Genomic DNA, 15,871 nt, shown 5'->3' on the forward strand with positions numbered 1-15,871 from the left:
CCAATCGGTGAGCTCAAGATCTTATATCTATTGGTTTTTCGTCATCTCCAAACTCAAAAACATATTACATGATTTTTTTAGAGATTTTACCAATCACTCACATTTCTTAATAAAACTTAATGTAGCAAGACGCTTATGAACAAGAATGAACATCTGTTAGGTACACGCCGTTTCCTACCTATGTTTTTGACCCAATTTTTTGGGGCACTCAATGACAATGTGTACAAACAGGCGCTGCTTTTAGTCATCACTTATGGCTTGATCCAACAACAGGCGCTGCCAATTAGTACGCTCAACAATTTGGCTGCTTTATTATTCATTTTACCCTACTTTATTTTTTCAGCGACAGCAGGTCAGATCGCCGATAAGTTTGAACGTTCACAACTTGTTCGTGGAATCAAAATATTAGAAATTATCATTATGCTGATCGGAAGTATTGGCTTCATCACAGGTCATTTGTGGTTACTTTTGCTGGCATTGTTCATGATGGGGACGCACTCAACTTTCTTTGGTCCGATTAAATACGCGATCTTACCAGAAATTTTAAAACCCAATGAATTGATGTCGGGTAATGCCTTGTTCCAATCTGGCACATCAATGGCCATCTTATTCGGGATGATCTTGGGTGGTGCCGTCATTGCATCATCACATGGCAATTTAACGTGGATAAGTCTGACGGTTCTCACCATTGCTGTCTTAGGCTATTTATCAAGTCGTTTTATTCTTAAACAAAATGTCACTACTCCAGATTTAAAAATTGACTGGAACTTTTTCCGTACCAGTTATCAAACCATGAAATATGCCAAAAGTTTGCCGCTGATTTTTACCATTTTATTGGGGAACTCTTGGTATTGGTTTTATGGTGCAACCTACCTCACCCAAATTCCACAAATGACACAGCAAAACCTACATGCATCAGAAAATGTCGTGAGTTTATTACTGACTTTCTTTTCTGTCGGTGTCGGTGTTGGTTCATTACTTTGTCGTAAGATTGGCGGTAGTCAGGTAAATATTAAAATGGTGCCGATTGGTGCCGTTGGCTTAACCGTTTTTGCACTGTACTTAGCAGCCAGTCTAAGCTTTGTACCTACTCATACCGGCCCACTTATTACCTTATCGGAAGTATTTCATCAAGGGTGGAGCTATTACCATGTAATGATCGCAGTGACTTTATTGGGGATTAGCGGTGGTTTTTACATCGTTCCACTATATGCCATGATGCAAGCCTATTCGCCTCGCTCACATCGTGCCCGTGTAGTTGCAGCAAACAACATTTTAAATGCCGTTTTCATGGTATCTTCTGCTATATTTTCTATTATCATTCTGAGCATATTAAAGATTGATATTAAAATACTTTTCTGCATAACTGCGGTACTGAGTGCGATCTTTTGTATTTGGTTGCTTATTCGCATTAAACCCTTGCTTAAAACTTCGCAAGTCTCTCTGGAGGATTAATCCATGCGTCAATTTACTGGTGTCGACAAACTTATTCATTCCTTTGACCAAGCCTTACGTAGTTTAGTACCTGGGGCGACTGCCGCACATCGAGAAAACCCTGCTAACATTGAAGAAACACAATTAGCAGTGAGTGAAGCGCGTCATGTTGCAGGTTTAATGCGGGTCAATCATAGTGGTGAAGTATGTGCACAAGCGCTCTATCATGGGCAAGCACTGACAGCAAAACTACCGAATGTACGCCGCGAAATGGAACAAGCAGCGATTGAAGAACAAGACCATCTAGCATGGTGTGAAGACCGCTTAAAAGAATTAGACAGCCATACTAGCCTGCTCAACCCTGTTTGGTACGGCCTTTCTTTTGGAATGGGCGCATTGGCGGGTATTGCCGGTGATAAATACAGCTTAGGTTTTGTCGCTGAAACTGAGCGCCAAGTGAGTCTGCATTTAGAAGACCATATTCGACAATTGCCAGAGCAAGATGATCGTTCACGTAAAATTTTAGTGCAGATGAATGAAGATGAACTTCATCACCGTGATACAGCGCTCAATGCAGGTGGCGTAGACTTACCTACTCCTGTCCGCATTGCGATGACAGGTATTTCTAAGCTAATGACCAAAACCAGTTATTATATTTAATGATTTTCTAATGATTGTCGCTGAGTTTTATAAATAGTGAACAAAAAGCCTGCAATAATGCAGGCTTTTTCATAGGTAATTTTTTGACTTTAATACAACAATTCCTTCGCCATCAAAACAGTTTATAGGATGCCATCGACTTGGTGTAAACCAATCAAAATTCAAACTATAAAGTTGTGCAGTGGACGGATAATCTGCTCCACTTAACTCAAGCAGCCATCCTGCCGGACAAATTTCTTTTTGGTTATTCATCATAACGGTTTGATCATGTACCAACTCAAGCAATAAATGACGATGAAGCTCAAAAGCAATCACATCAAATCCAGCCAATTGAACAGGTTGTGGGAAGCGAGCTGATGTTAAACCTTGACGAATATCAGTCATCTGTTCAAGAGAGTAGTCGGTTTCAAATGATCGGTTAATCCACGTGCCTTCGGGCAGTACAACCTCTCCAAATTTTAAGGGTTCCTGCAACTGTATGTAAATTTTCTTTTGATACTGCCACTCTACATAGTCAGAACGAAGACCTGAAATCACGAACAATCCAAGCGTTACTGCAACAAATAAAGGAAAAAACAATACGCCAGATAAACCAATTTTAAGTGCCGCATTTACTTTATATGGTCGATTTTTTTGCTTTTTATACCAATTATTCCAACTCAACCAAATCGCAATGACGATAAATAGCACCAAAATCGCAAAGCAAATAATAAGGAAACCTCCCGCACCTGCACCATAACCTAAGCCCATATTGCTCTCACTAAATATCCCTTTAAATCTTTTAATTATGTTTTGACGACTTTATCAGATCAACCACTTGCACTTTATCAATGTTGATGATGCTTACACCACCACGTCAACACCGTATAGAGCACACGGAAGAATACGATACATAAAAGAACGGCAATAACGATGTAAATTTCTTGATGATAAGGCAGCATTTTCGCCCAAAATAGATGTAAATAATGACTGATTTGAAACCCAATCGTAGCGACCAACATCGCCCAAATAAAACAGGCAACCAGATTAATCAGCACATATTTCCAGACTGGATAAGCACGCACACCTACAGCAATAGGTAAAATGGTTCTAAAACCCCAAGCAAAGCGCATAAATAAAATGGTCAAAATAGGATAACGTTCTATAAACTGGCTCGCACGATCAAATTTTTGTGCAAATTCCGCATTCGATTGGATAAGTTTTTGCCCATAGTGAGCGCCCATTTGATAATAAAACTGATCACCAATAAAACTGCCTAGTATCGCCACCGCAATCAACATTGGAAAATGAAGTATGTGTTGATGGACGGCGTAGGCGCCAATCATCAGCACTGTTTCCCCCTCAAACAATGTGCCAATAAAAATCGCAATATAGCCATAGTGCTGAATCAGATCCGTCCAGTTCATATTCTTTTTTTTAGACTTAAAAGCGTAATTTAACCCTGCTAATTACCTTATGCTAGCGCATAAAATAAAAGGATTGAATGCTTTTTGTTATTGAAGTTCGAATTACGTTGATGATAAAAAGTTTTAGGTAATACTTTTTAACCTGCTAAAAGCTGTTGGCAATTCACCATGGGAAATTGATGAGCAACGTGCTTAAACATTTCATCTTGCCAAATATCAAACATTGGAATTTTTACATCTAAAGCCAAAGGTAATTTTTTTGGATTAAATTGCATGTGCGCTAAACTTTCGCCCCACGCAATTAAATCCATATCCAATGCAATATTATGTGATGGACGAACACGACCTGAATCTGTTTCTATTTTTTTGAGTAAGGTGCTGATTTCTTCAACAGATAAACTACTTTTCACCAAACATGCTGCATTCCAATAATCCGCCCCAATGCCATCACGACAAGGAATCACATAAATTTTGGAAAATTCAGCATGACCCAAAGCCTGAATTTGACGTAAAGCCAGTTTTAAATGGGGTTTTGGATTGAAATTACTCGCCAGAGCTAGGGCGAAAATCGTTTCGGTGGCGTTCAAGACGAATTCCTACAGAATTGGCTTGCGCGATAATGGCAGGCTTTCGGATGGTAATCATAATAGATTCGACACTTGGATAGGTAGAAAAAAGTGCATCTAAAACCAGTTTTGCCGCATGTTCGATCAATTTTGGCTTCGCTTCTTGAATGACTTGCGCAGAAATCTCACAAATTTCAGCATAATTAAGCGTGTCGTCAAGTTCATCTGAATTCGAAGCTTGCTCTAAATTGTTATTGATCGTCAGGTCAAGCATTAAAGGCTGAATAATCTGACGCTCCCAATTAAAACAGCCAATCACTGTTTCAACTTTCAGGCCTTCAATAATAATTGCGTCCATTTGATCACTCGACAATATAATATTTTAACAATCTTCCTTAATCCCTCTTTAGACAAAGGGACTTTTCATTACTTATAAAATTAAGAAATGAAGCATCCTCCCTTTCTTTAAGAGAGGATGGGGAGGAATTAAATTAATGCTTTAACAATAAATTTGGGTCAATAGTCTGCACCATTTGAATACGCTGGTCTGCATAAATATCAGTATAAGGTGCAAGGATGCGCATAAAGCGATCGAAGTACAACATTTGTTTGAACAGCAAAGCAAAATCACGTGGGAAACGGATACCGTGACGTTCACCCACTTGTACCATGTCCATCATAATGTCATTTAAGTCGGCTGGATTAGATGTTAGCAATTCTTGCGGATCTGCCAACAACACGCCGCTAAATAAGCGTTCTAAATCGGCCGCCAAAACTTGCGTATCAATTTGCACTGCGGTCATGCCCATTTTAAGCATGTTTTCCGCCATCAAGTTGTAATCGGTTTTTTGCAGTGCATCCATAAAGGCTATACACGCTGTCCACACTTCAGGTTTTAACTGGCCAACGATACCAAAGTCAATAAAGCCTACACGACCATCTTCAAGGAGCATCAGGTTGCCAGCATGTAAATCAGCATGGAAACTATTACACAGCATTAAACTACCAAACCATGTATTCATGGCAGTCACCAAGACTTGCGATGGATCTTTAGCAACTTTTTTAACCACATCAAAATCTGTTAGCGGCACACCATACAAACGCTCCATGGTCAGTACACGACGAGTTGAATATTGATGATAAACCTTAGGTGCAGTCGCCGCTTTGTTTTGCGTTACATTTAGATAATTAACAAAATCATCTAGGTTTTGTGCTTCTTCAATGAAGTCTACTTCACGCACCATGCGAACTTTAATTTCTTCGACAATATCTGCAAGTGAAGCAAATTTTACCTTAGGAACCGCTTTTTCAATTAGTTTGGTTGCCCAGTGCAATACGTTTAAGTCGGTATATAGAATTGTTTCTACACCCGGTTTTTGCACTTTAATAACGACATTTTCACCGCTAACTAACTTCGCTGCATGGACTTGTGCAATCGAAGCAGATGCCAACGGTGTTTCTTCGATTGAAGCGAAAATTTCATCTAAATTACGGCCTGCAAACTCTGAGGCAAGCACTTGTTGTACATAGCTAAATGGCAAAAATGGCGTTTGGTCTAAGCAACCTTGAAATTCTTCTACATATTCACGTGGAAATAATGAAGGTGTGCTGGCAATAAATTGCCCTAATTTAATATAAGTTGAACCCAAAGATTCAAAGGTTTCACGCATTAATTTTGCGTTACTTGGTTTTTCTGTCGCATATTTAAATCCGGCTTTCGCCGCGACCACTGCGGTTTCACCCATACGGGCAACCGAGCGTATTCCATCTAACCAGATATTGTTTTTCATAATGTCTTAGGAAAAAATAATTAAAGTGAGTGTAGCAAAAAATTCAGGCTTGCTGTTTTATCTTGCCTGACAGATTGGACAACTTGGATCTTTTTCAAAAGCCAAAATTTTCTGTTTCATGTTCAATCCATCCCAAAGCAAAAGTTTTTGTTTAAGCACTGTCGTACCTAACCCCAAATACAACAATGCATGATGTGCTTGTAGACTAGCCATGACATTTGGCGTGGTCGCCAGTACCCCAGAATCCGCACAGCGTAAACTTTCACTGGCATGCTGTTCTTTAGGAAATAAACATTCATAGCACGCAGAAGCTGCTTCGACCATAAATAACTGACCTTGAAAGCCAATAGCTGAGGCGCTGATTAACGGTACCGCATGCTGGTAACATTGCGCATTAACCAAATAGCGCGTCGTAAAGTTATCGCATCCATCTAAAACCAAATCTTGCGCAGCGATGAGATGTTCAGCGTTAGACGCATCTAGCTTTATAGTATGTGCAATGACACGAATATGCGGATTAATTGAGCTTAAACGCTTAGCCAGTATTTCCGATTTATAGAAACCTAAATCTTGTTCTGTATAAGCAATTTGTCGCTGTAAATTACTAATTTCAATTTGATCAGCATCAATGAGCGTGATTTGCCCAACCCCCGCACGAGCCAACAGTTCTGCTGTGGTGCAGCCTATACCGCCACACCCCACAATTAACACATTGGCAAGTTTAAGTTTTTCTTGGGCTTCTAAGTCCCAGCCATCCAATAAAATTTGACGACTATAGAAGTGCATTTCCGCTTCGCTTAATTCCATCTCTGCATCTAAATCGAGCTGTGCATCCATGTTCTGCTATCTCATTTAATACCTAAAACCGAGGTCATTATAACGAGCAATCCAAACATAAGGATGAAAAATAAATATTGAATTTTGCAATGAAAATTTAAGTATTCACATTTTAAACAAAGCCTGAATACTTTGTTCAATTGTCGTATTTACCTGCTGCATATCTATCTTTCGATTTAAAAATAGTAAATCAACAAAAGGTTTGGAAATAGTCGCACCAAATAACATATCCGCTATGATATCTGCATTTAAGTTCAATACAAATTGAGCACTTGAAATATAACTCACAGCATGAATCAAATGATCTCGGCTTTTTGCTATGCCTTTTTCATAAAAAGTATCACTGATCCCGTCAACCCCCACACGCTCTGCAATCGCAAGTCTGCACAACTTAATATGGCGCTCGGAAAGGACATGCTCAGCGATTTTCTTTAGTTGATTTTGTAAGGCCAACACTTTGTCTGCACTATTGGTATCAAAAGCATCTTCAGTCCAAATATAGGATGACTCAACCAATGAAATCAGCAGTTCACGTTTATCAGAAAAATACACATATAACGTTTTTTTAGACATGCCTGCTGCGGTCGCAATTTCAGACATGGTGACATTTTCAAAACCCTTCTCTCCAAAGAGTTGTTCTGCAATAGAAAAGATTTCTGTACGCCGCTGTTCTGCCGACATGACCAAAGGACGGCCTAGTTTTGCCAATGCTGCTCTCCTTGACTTAAGAAACCAACAGGTTTCATAATGCGCCGTTTTCCACAAGATTCGACCACATTATGACAGCATCAAATATACGTGCAATGCCCATACTCATTGCGTTACTCGCAACCATTGGCCCGATAGGTATTGATATGTACCTACCAAGCATTCCCGCTATGGCAGCGTCTTTAGGAAGTAACGAAGGTGCGATTCAACTGAGTTTGATGACATTTTTTGTGGGTTTAATGCTCGGTCAGCTAATGTACGGTCCACTATCGGATAAATTTGGCCGTAAACCACTTATTTATTTAGGTTTAAGCATTTATATTTTAGGCTCGATTGGCTGCACGTTTGCACAAAGCGTTGAACAATTGCAATACATTCGTTTTGTTCAAGGTTTAGGTGGTTCAATTGGTATGGTGATTGCCTTTGCTATCATTAAAGATCAGTTTCAAGGCCCTGCAATGGGCAAAATGATGTCAATGGTTTTGGCGATATTGGGTCTATCACCAGTGGCTGCCCCCCTAATTGGCGATGGTTTACAGGCTTTAGGTTCATGGCGAAATATTTTTATTTTCCTAGCCGTATATGCTGCGATTGTATTGGCAGCTGTTGCTGTGCTGCTCCCTGAAACACGTCAAGTAGAACTGCGCCAACAATTCAAGCTTACCCAAACCATCAAGTTATATGGGCAAATTATCACGGATCGTAAGTTCATCATTTATGCCCTCACACTGTGTATTGCTCAAGCAGGTTTCTTTGCCTATATCGCCGGTTCAGCTAGCGTATTTATTAGTGAATATCAACTCAGTTCAACCCAATTTAGCCTGCTGTTTGCATTGAATGCATTTGGTTTAATTGGTGCAGCCATTTTAAACCCCAAAATACATGAAAAATTTGGCCCACTAAATGCCTATAAAATTATGAATATCAGTTTCTTGCTTATTATGGCTGTACTGATACTCGCGCTATGCTTAGGCTATTCGAATTTAGCGATATTTTGCATCACACTATTCATTGCCGTTGCACTGTTAGGTTTCATTATGCCTACGGGCAGCCAATTGGCTCTCATGTTCCAACATAAAAATGCTGGAACAGCATCTGCTTTATTAGGTGCATTACAATTTGGCTTTGGTGCGATCATTACGACTTTAACAGGTACATTTAGCAGTTTTGACGGCTTAGGTTTAGTCACGATCATGTTTGCCTGTGCATTGATATCTGCACTGCTTTGCCTCATTACATTTCCCAAACAGTTACCGATGTCGCAGCATTAAAATGGCAAGGTAAAAAATAGGTTTCGACGCAAAATAGAGATAAGAAAATAGAAAAAGGCTGCATTTACGCAGCCTTTTCTTAGATCAATCTGAGACTAAATTTAACTGACCTTTTGCATAAATTGAGCTTTAGCTACTTCTTGTTGCTTCAATAAATTACGCTGAATTTTACCGCTCGATGTTTTTGGTAAACCTTCAACAAATTCTATTTCTTTCGGATAGGCATGTTTCGATAGTCGTGAACGTACATAGGCTTGTAGTTGATCCATCAATGCAACACTTGCTTGATATTGTGGTTTCAAGACCACGAATGCTTTGACAATTTCAGTTCGCTCAGGGTCTGGCTTACCGACCACAGCTGACTCTAGAACTTCTTCGCATTCCAACAAAGTACTTTCTACATCAAAAGGCCCAACACGATAACCTGACGTTGTAATTACATCGTCTGCACGACCAATAAAATCTACTCCACCTTCTTCATTTAACTTAACCGTATCGCCAGTTATGTAATAGTTACCGACAAAGGCTTTACGGTTATTGCCACCATAACCTGTGAACCACATTAAAGGAGATTGGGCACAATCCATCGCCAGTGTCCCTACACCACCACGTTCTACTTCTTCATAGTCTGCATTTAATACAGCAAAACGATGCCCTGGAATGGCAAAGCCTGCTGAACCGACTTTTTTGTAGTGCTCTAAAGCATGATGATTGGCAATCACCATACCAAGTTCAGTTTGTCCATATTGATCATAAATATTGACATTCAGATCATGGTTGAACCACTGAATGACTTCTGGCGTAAGTGGTTCACCCGCACTACTCACTACACGTAAATGTGACTTGATGGTTTCATCAAACTTCTCTTTAAAGCCAAAGAACATGCGAAAAGCCGTAGGTGAACCGGTTAAATTACAGACTTTATATTTTTTAATGATTTGAACCGCATTGTCTACACTAAATGCTCGTTCATCCATAATGATGCTGTGACCTAAGCTAAGTGGGCCTGTAATACCGTAATATAGTCCATAGGCCCAACCAGGGTCTGCTAAGTTCCAAAAGCTGTCTTCTTCACGCAAATCCACAGCATGAGTCATATAACCTTTAAACGCCAAAATTGCTTTATTCGGAACAGGTACTGATTTCGCCAGGCCCGTTGTGCCTGAAGTAAACATCATCAAAAATTCATCATCAAATGTACGTGCTACAGAACTAAAAGTTGTTGTCTCTTTGCCAAGTTCAGTCCAAAAATCAGCATCGGTATGTAAGGCATCTTTAGCATGAACTGTCAAAATATGTGGCAGATCAATATTGTTTAATTTTGGACGTTGTTCTGAATTGGTCACAATCAATTTGGTGTGTGCCGTCTCAACACGATGCTCAATTGCTTTAGATTCAAAAGCCGTAAATAAAGGCTGATAAATCGCACCAATTCGCCAAGTTGCCAAAACCGTAATGAGTAAAGCAGGAGTACGCGGCAATAAACCTGCTATGCAATCCCCCTCTTTCAAACCAATTTTATTTAAATAGTTTGCAAGTTGTGCTGAAGCAGCATCCAGTTGTTCAAAACTCCATTGCTCTGATTCGCCGTTCTTTCCTTCCCAAATCAGCGCTGAACGATTTTCACCAACATAGCGACCACAACATTCATCATAGGCGTTTATCGCTTTTGCAGTACCAACCAATTGCTCTTGAACCATTTTTTCAAAATTAAAATCTAGATATGCCTGATCCAGTGTCTTCATTTCGACAAACTCCTATCCTGTATTATTTCCCAAAGCTGCCTGCTTTGCATGTCCATTTATTTTGTTGTTGTAGCGCTTTGTACTTACATCACATCCATTGCGATATAGGCTCAAAGTTTTGCGTTGCTTAGCTTGTAGTAAAGCAACAATGCAACGCTTTTTTACTGTCTATATGCTTAGTTAAACCTGTTTAAAATGACCCTGCAATTTCCATAAATGTCATTTAGCTTGCAGGGTTTGAACATCGACTAAAGTCTACTTTTTAGACAAATTAATATTTTTTATATGAATTAAACTTTGGTGACTTCACGTGCAATCACCAACCTTTGAATGTCAGATGCACCTTCATAAATTTGACTAACACGCACATCACGATAGATACGCTCTACAGGAAAATCAGATACATAACCATATCCTCCGTGGATTTGAATCGCATCTGAGCAAACACGCTCAGCCATAGTAGAAGCAAAAAGTTTAGCCATTGAAGCTTCTTTTAAGCATGGTAGACCTGCATCTTTTAATGTAGCTGCATGAAAAATCAGTTGACGAGCTGCTTCAATTTGCGTTGCCATATCTGCTAAGCGAAATGCCACCGCTTGGTGCTGCACAATTTCTACGCCAAAGGCTTTACGCTCATTGGCATATTCCACAGCTGCATCAAGTGCAGCGCGTGCCATCCCCACAGATTGTGAAGCAATACCAATACGGCCAGATTCTAAATTAGACAAGGCAATCTTATAACCTTCGCCTTCTTGACCTAATAAACTGTCTGCTGGAATGCGGCAATTATCTAAAATAATGGTCGCCGTGTCCGAACAGTGCTGTCCCATTTTTTCTTCTAAACGCGATACAATATAACCTGGTGCATCGGTAGGCACCAAGAAACAAGAAATGCCTTTTTTCCCAGCCGATTTATCTGTTACAGCAAAAACCAAAGCAACTTGCGCGTGCTTACCTGTGGTAATGAACTGTTTCGTGCCATTCAATACCCATTCATCGCCCGCACGTTCAGCTTTACATTCCAAAGCGCTGGCATCAGAACCAACTTGCGGCTCGGTTAAACAAAAACAGCCTAACCATTCGCCAGTCGCTAATTTCTTTAGGTATTTTTCCTTTTGCGCTTCTGTGCCATAACGCTGAGTTATGCCACACGGTAATGAATTTTGTACGCTCACAATTGTTGAGATTGCGCCATCACCTGCGGCAATTTCTTCTAGTGCGACTACAAGCGATACATAATCAAGTCCTGCTCCGCCCCATTCTTCCGATACAGTCATACCGAGCGCGCCAAGTTCTCCTAGCTCTTTGAGTTCTTGCGCTGGAAATGCTGCCGTCTTATCTCGTTCTGTGGCAGTTGGTTTCAGTTTTTCTTGCGAATAGCTTCGCATCATATCCTGAACCATCTTTTGTTCATCATTTAAAATCATTAGAGCTCCCTTACATATTTTTTAAAAATTATTTTTTCTAATCACGGTGTTTGTCTAAATGTAACGGGGACATGGATGTCGCCCGTGAAACTGAGATACAAGGATGTATCTTCAGTTTTACAAAGGATTTTTGTTTCTTTTGATCCGTCAAAAGAAAATGAAAGCGCCTAAACTGGTATTTAAATTTCCAATAGGTATCGGCAGCCATGCAGTCACATCAGTGTATGAATGCCTAAAATTATTTAGGCTGCATCCGAATCGCACCATCTAAACGAATCACTTCACCATTCAAATAACTATTTTCAAAAATATGCGAGACCAATTTTGCAAACTCTTGGGGCTTCGCTAAACGAGGTGGAAAAGGCACCATTTGCCCTAAAGCATCCTGAACATTCTGCGGCAAACCCTTTAACATTGGTGTTTCCATAATGCCCGGCGCAATCGTCATCACACGAATCGACTCACGTGCCAATTCACGCGCTAAAGGTAAAGTCATGGCAACCACTGCACCTTTTGATGCTGCATAAGCACTTTGTCCAATTTGACCATCAAAAGCAGCAACGGAAGCCGTATTCACAATCACACCGCGCTCTTCTTCACCTGCCTTTAACTCATATTTAGCAATCAACTGCGCCGCATAACGCAGCATGTTAAATGTACCGCTAACATTAATCTCAAGTACTTTTTGGAACATAGCCAAATCATGCAAACCGTCACGGCCTAACACTTTTGCCGAAGGTGCAATCCCCGCGCAATTTACCAAACCATTCAATTGCCCATAATCTGCTTCAACTTGCGTAAAGAAAGCTGCTACTGCGGGCTCATTGGCTACATCTAACTGAACAAATTTCGCATGATCACCCAATTGGCGCTGCATCGCTTCGCCATGTTCTTGATTCATATCGACAATAATGACTTTGGCACCCTGTCCAATAAAATGTGTCGCAGTCGCTGCACCTAGACCTGATGCGCCACCCGTTACGACAAAAACTTTTCCTTGAATATTCATCTGATTTCCCTATGACGATGGTTTCTTATAAATTCGACTTAAGATGCAGAGTAAACACAGAATTTATTCAGTACAATTTCCAAATGCTGCATCTTGAATGATGTATTTGGACAATCCTGAACATGGACGTATCAGCACTTATGCCTAAATTAGGACTTGAATACAGTAAAGGAACCATTTCTATCGACCTCGTGCATGAAGCACTACACGATGCACGAATCCAAAATATGGATATAGCTTTGATTCTGCAAAAGTCTGGCATTCCAGCAGAATTACTAAATTCAAGTAAAACACGCGTTTCCGTTTCGCAATACGCTGCGCTTTGGACGCACTTATCTGATGCTATGGATGATGAGTTTTTTGGCATGGATAGCCATGCTATGCGCCGTGGCAGTTTTAAACTGATGTCGAAAATGGCAATGCAAAACGCAACTTTAGGTGATGCACTCAAACAAATGCTGCAATTTTTAAATCTACTTTTAGATGATTTAAGGAGCACCCTGACTGTAGAAGAACATTATGCGTATATCGTCATTTATGATCAGAAAATCACCCCAAAGCGAATGTTTTGTTATGCAACTTATTTGATGTTAATCCATGCGGTGATGTGCTGGCTGAGCGGCCAAAGGGTCATATTGAATCAAATTCAACTCAAATGTGCTGCGCCTGAAAATGATCAGGATTATAAAGTTCGTTTTTGTGAAAACGTTCAATATCAATGCAGTCATAATTACATTCAGTTTGATGCCAGTTATTTAAACCTTGCGATTAAACAAGATCAGCGCTCTTGGTATCAATTTTTACAACAAACCCCAGAAAATCTATTGGTGCGATTTAAAAACCCGTATGCGCTGAGTAGTCAAATTCGCAAACAACTCTTACAAGTCTCACCTGCCGAATGGCTAGAATTAAATGAATTGGCTATAAACATGAATATGTCTGAAGCCACTATGCAACGTCGACTAAAAAGTGAAGGCGTGAGCTACCAACAACTCAAAAATGATATTCGCCGTGATACAGCGATAGAATTACTCACACGTAGTGAGCGTAGCTTACAAGACATCAGTGATGAACTAAACTTTCAAGAGCCAAGTGCATTCCACCGTGCCTTTAAAAAATGGACAGGTGTTAGCCCTGGAGCATATAGACAAAATAATATGGAATAATTCAATCCCCGATATTAGGTATTGATGCGTCATCAAAGCAAAAAATAGATTATCTTTCACATATTCAAAAGCTTAAGAATCAACTAAAAGTAGACTGACCATTCATCCGAGCAGGTTTGCTGTTTTAGCCCAAATAGGTTATTTTTCACTCAATTTAAAGCACTTTTGCTTATTTGGCTGTATCCCAACTCCCTTGCATCTCCTTGAAAGGCTATCCCATGCTTAAGATGATTGATGTTCTTGAACAACAACTTGTTCAAAACTTTTCAGATTCCCTTTTCACTCAAACTGACGCAATCGATCAGCAATTTAATGAACACCTTAAAGCTGTTGCCGATATTGATTTACAAAATTTAATTTCTCAATTCTTTAGCACAGAAAATGCTTTAGATGTTGCTCATGCACTTGATATTCATGCTGACCAAATTGCAGATATACAAGCAGGTGCAGACTTAAAAGCTGAATCATTGGTTCAAGCAACCGCAAAAATTGTAGCGTATTGCTTAGCTGTTGAAACTGAAGCACTCGATCAAGTTGAAGTGTTTGATAGCTTGCAAGACTATCCTATGTAAGTCTGAGCTATACATAAAGAAAAAGCGGCTTATGCCGCTTTTTTTATACTTTTCTGATTTGAATATATTTAATCTTTCTTCAACCTTAACGCATTAAAAAGTCTAAGCATTTTTCCAGAACTTCTACGCAAATTTTGATATATACCTAATTGACGATTTAAACATGATATAAACTTAATATTTTTCATGAAGTTATAACCACTAAATCACTTTATCGAAATTTTCTCAGTATTTAGCATTTTTTCTGTTTTGTATCCAAAATACTTTCATCGTATCTATGTGCACATAAATCAACATCTTATGTGAACGACATGACATCTGTTTTTAAACATTCAAAATTTATCTTCTCGGCAGTTTCACTCAGCTTACTCAGTTCAAGCGTTTTTGCTGCTTTACCATCAACGATTAAACTCGATTATGCCTACTATGCACCGACCAGTTTAGTGGTAAAAGATCAAAAATTACTGGAAAAAGCTCTACCAAAAACACAAATTAAATGGGTCTTTAGCCAAGGCAGTAATCGCTCACTAGAGTATTTAAATAGTGGTAGTGTCGATTTTGCTTCAACTGCAGGACTTGCAGCAGTACTGAGCCGCGCCAATGGTAGTCCAATTAAAACAGTGTATATCCAAAGTCAGCCCGAATGGACAGCATTATTAGTTGCAAAAAATTCCCCAATTAAGACTCTAAAAGATCTAAAAGGGAAAAAAATAGCAGCAACTAAAGGGACAGATCCTTTCATGTTTACCCTGCAATCTTTAGAGACTGTCGGCTTAAATAAAAAAGATGTGCAATTGGTGCATTTACAACATGCAGATGGCAAAACGGCACTTGAACGTGGTCAAGTCGATGCTTGGGCGGGTTTAGATCCATTAATGGCTTCAGCGCAAGTACAATCGGGCGCACGACTTTTATATCGCAATGTCGGATTTAACAGCTACAGTGTACTCAGCACTAAACAACAATTTAGCCAGCAAAGCCCTGAAGCTGTGGAAGCCGTAATTAAAGCCTACGAGCAAGCAAGAAAATGGGCAAAAGCAAATCCAGATAAATTGGCACGATTACTTGCACGTGAGTCGAAACTACCATTGGCTGTGGCAAAACTACAGCTCAGCCGAACTAATTTTGATCAAAACATCCCAACCGCTAAGCAAATTAATGCCTTGAAAAAATCTGGCAGCATTTTGACTGAAGAAGATTTAGTGCGTAAAAGCACCAATGTTAACCAAGTGATTGATCAATTGTTTGATGCCAAATATGCACAAAAGGTTGTGAAATAA

The 15,871-nt window shown here is 39.7% G+C and carries 16 protein-coding genes; 6 read left to right on the forward strand and 10 right to left on the reverse strand.

Translation table 11 applies throughout. The features are described from left to right. Positions 1 to 135 precede the first annotated feature (135 nt). Together A9J31_RS13920 and coq7 are read left to right on the forward strand one after the other, a co-directional pair. A complete protein-coding gene (locus tag A9J31_RS13920) occupies positions 136 to 1,455 on the forward strand; it encodes an MFS transporter (protein WP_067767233.1) in 1,320 nt (439 codons plus the stop codon). Between the two features lie 3 nt (positions 1,456 to 1,458). Then, positions 1,459 to 2,094: a 2-polyprenyl-3-methyl-6-methoxy-1,4-benzoquinone monooxygenase gene (gene coq7, locus A9J31_RS13925; RefSeq protein ID WP_067767236.1), complete on the forward strand. Its 636-nt coding sequence runs from the start codon at positions 1,459 to 1,461 to the stop codon at positions 2,092 to 2,094. 69 nt (positions 2,095 to 2,163) lie between these two features. On the opposite strand, the gene A9J31_RS13930 is transcribed toward coq7, so the two are convergent. The 7 genes from A9J31_RS13930 to A9J31_RS13960 all read right to left on the reverse strand — a co-directional run bounded on the left by A9J31_RS13930 (position 2,164) and on the right by A9J31_RS13960 (position 7,401). Continuing rightward, on the reverse strand, positions 2,164 to 2,844 hold the full coding sequence (locus A9J31_RS13930) for a hypothetical protein (protein WP_067767239.1): 681 nt from the start codon (positions 2,842 to 2,844) through the stop codon (positions 2,164 to 2,166). Between the two features lie 77 nt (positions 2,845 to 2,921). Next, complete coding sequence (locus tag A9J31_RS13935) at positions 2,922 to 3,500, reverse strand: DedA family protein (RefSeq protein ID WP_245668237.1); 579 nt, start codon at positions 3,498 to 3,500, stop codon at positions 2,922 to 2,924. A gap of 137 nt (positions 3,501 to 3,637) precedes the next feature. Next, positions 3,638 to 4,087, reverse strand: coding sequence for a 2-amino-4-hydroxy-6-hydroxymethyldihydropteridine diphosphokinase (locus A9J31_RS13940; RefSeq protein WP_067767242.1), 450 nt, complete (start codon positions 4,085 to 4,087; stop codon positions 3,638 to 3,640). Then, positions 4,044 to 4,424, reverse strand: coding sequence for a dihydroneopterin aldolase (gene folB / locus A9J31_RS13945; RefSeq protein ID WP_067767245.1), 381 nt, complete (start codon positions 4,422 to 4,424; stop codon positions 4,044 to 4,046). The genes A9J31_RS13940 and folB overlap by 44 nt, the downstream gene beginning before the upstream one ends. Positions 4,425 to 4,557: 133 nt before the next feature. Beyond that, positions 4,558 to 5,856 (reverse strand): ABC1 kinase family protein, encoded by a 1,299-nt coding sequence (locus A9J31_RS13950; protein ID WP_067767248.1) that lies wholly within the window; start codon positions 5,854 to 5,856, stop codon positions 4,558 to 4,560. 57 nt (positions 5,857 to 5,913) lie between these two features. Continuing rightward, a complete protein-coding gene (locus tag A9J31_RS13955) occupies positions 5,914 to 6,693 on the reverse strand; it encodes a HesA/MoeB/ThiF family protein (protein ID WP_067767251.1) in 780 nt (259 codons plus the stop codon). Between the two features lie 105 nt (positions 6,694 to 6,798). Then, entirely contained in the window at positions 6,799 to 7,401 is a 603-nt protein-coding gene (locus A9J31_RS13960; protein WP_067767254.1) for a TetR/AcrR family transcriptional regulator, read from the reverse strand. A 71-nt stretch (positions 7,402 to 7,472) separates the two neighbouring features. On the opposite strand from A9J31_RS13960, the gene A9J31_RS13965 reads away from it, so the two are divergent. Next, positions 7,473 to 8,672 (forward strand): multidrug effflux MFS transporter, encoded by a 1,200-nt coding sequence (locus A9J31_RS13965; protein ID WP_245668238.1) that lies wholly within the window; start codon positions 7,473 to 7,475, stop codon positions 8,670 to 8,672. A 101-nt stretch (positions 8,673 to 8,773) separates the two neighbouring features. Here A9J31_RS13965 and A9J31_RS13970 read toward each other — a convergent pair whose 3' ends face one another. The 3 genes from A9J31_RS13970 to A9J31_RS13980 all read right to left on the reverse strand — a co-directional run bounded on the left by A9J31_RS13970 (position 8,774) and on the right by A9J31_RS13980 (position 12,853). Then, complete coding sequence (locus A9J31_RS13970) at positions 8,774 to 10,417, reverse strand: AMP-binding protein (protein WP_067767256.1); 1,644 nt, start codon at positions 10,415 to 10,417, stop codon at positions 8,774 to 8,776. Between the two features lie 290 nt (positions 10,418 to 10,707). Beyond that, positions 10,708 to 11,844: an acyl-CoA dehydrogenase family protein gene (locus tag A9J31_RS13975; protein WP_067767259.1), complete on the reverse strand. Its 1,137-nt coding sequence runs from the start codon at positions 11,842 to 11,844 to the stop codon at positions 10,708 to 10,710. 238 nt (positions 11,845 to 12,082) lie between these two features. Next, positions 12,083 to 12,853: a 3-hydroxyacyl-CoA dehydrogenase gene (locus A9J31_RS13980; RefSeq protein WP_067767262.1), complete on the reverse strand. Its 771-nt coding sequence runs from the start codon at positions 12,851 to 12,853 to the stop codon at positions 12,083 to 12,085. A gap of 122 nt (positions 12,854 to 12,975) precedes the next feature. Here A9J31_RS13980 and A9J31_RS13985 point away from each other — a divergent pair, with 122 nt between their 5' ends. From A9J31_RS13985 to A9J31_RS13995, 3 genes are all read left to right on the forward strand, one after another. Then, complete coding sequence (locus A9J31_RS13985; protein ID WP_081410339.1) at positions 12,976 to 14,019, forward strand: AraC family transcriptional regulator; 1,044 nt, start codon at positions 12,976 to 12,978, stop codon at positions 14,017 to 14,019. Positions 14,020 to 14,237: 218 nt separating this feature from the next. Next, positions 14,238 to 14,591: a hypothetical protein gene (locus tag A9J31_RS13990; RefSeq protein ID WP_067767266.1), complete on the forward strand. Its 354-nt coding sequence runs from the start codon at positions 14,238 to 14,240 to the stop codon at positions 14,589 to 14,591. A gap of 311 nt (positions 14,592 to 14,902) precedes the next feature. Continuing rightward, a complete protein-coding gene (locus tag A9J31_RS13995) occupies positions 14,903 to 15,871 on the forward strand; it encodes an aliphatic sulfonate ABC transporter substrate-binding protein (protein WP_067767269.1) in 969 nt (322 codons plus the stop codon).

It is taken from the genome of Acinetobacter gandensis, assembly GCF_001678755.1.
Classification (GTDB): Bacteria; Pseudomonadota; Gammaproteobacteria; order Pseudomonadales; family Moraxellaceae; genus Acinetobacter; species Acinetobacter gandensis.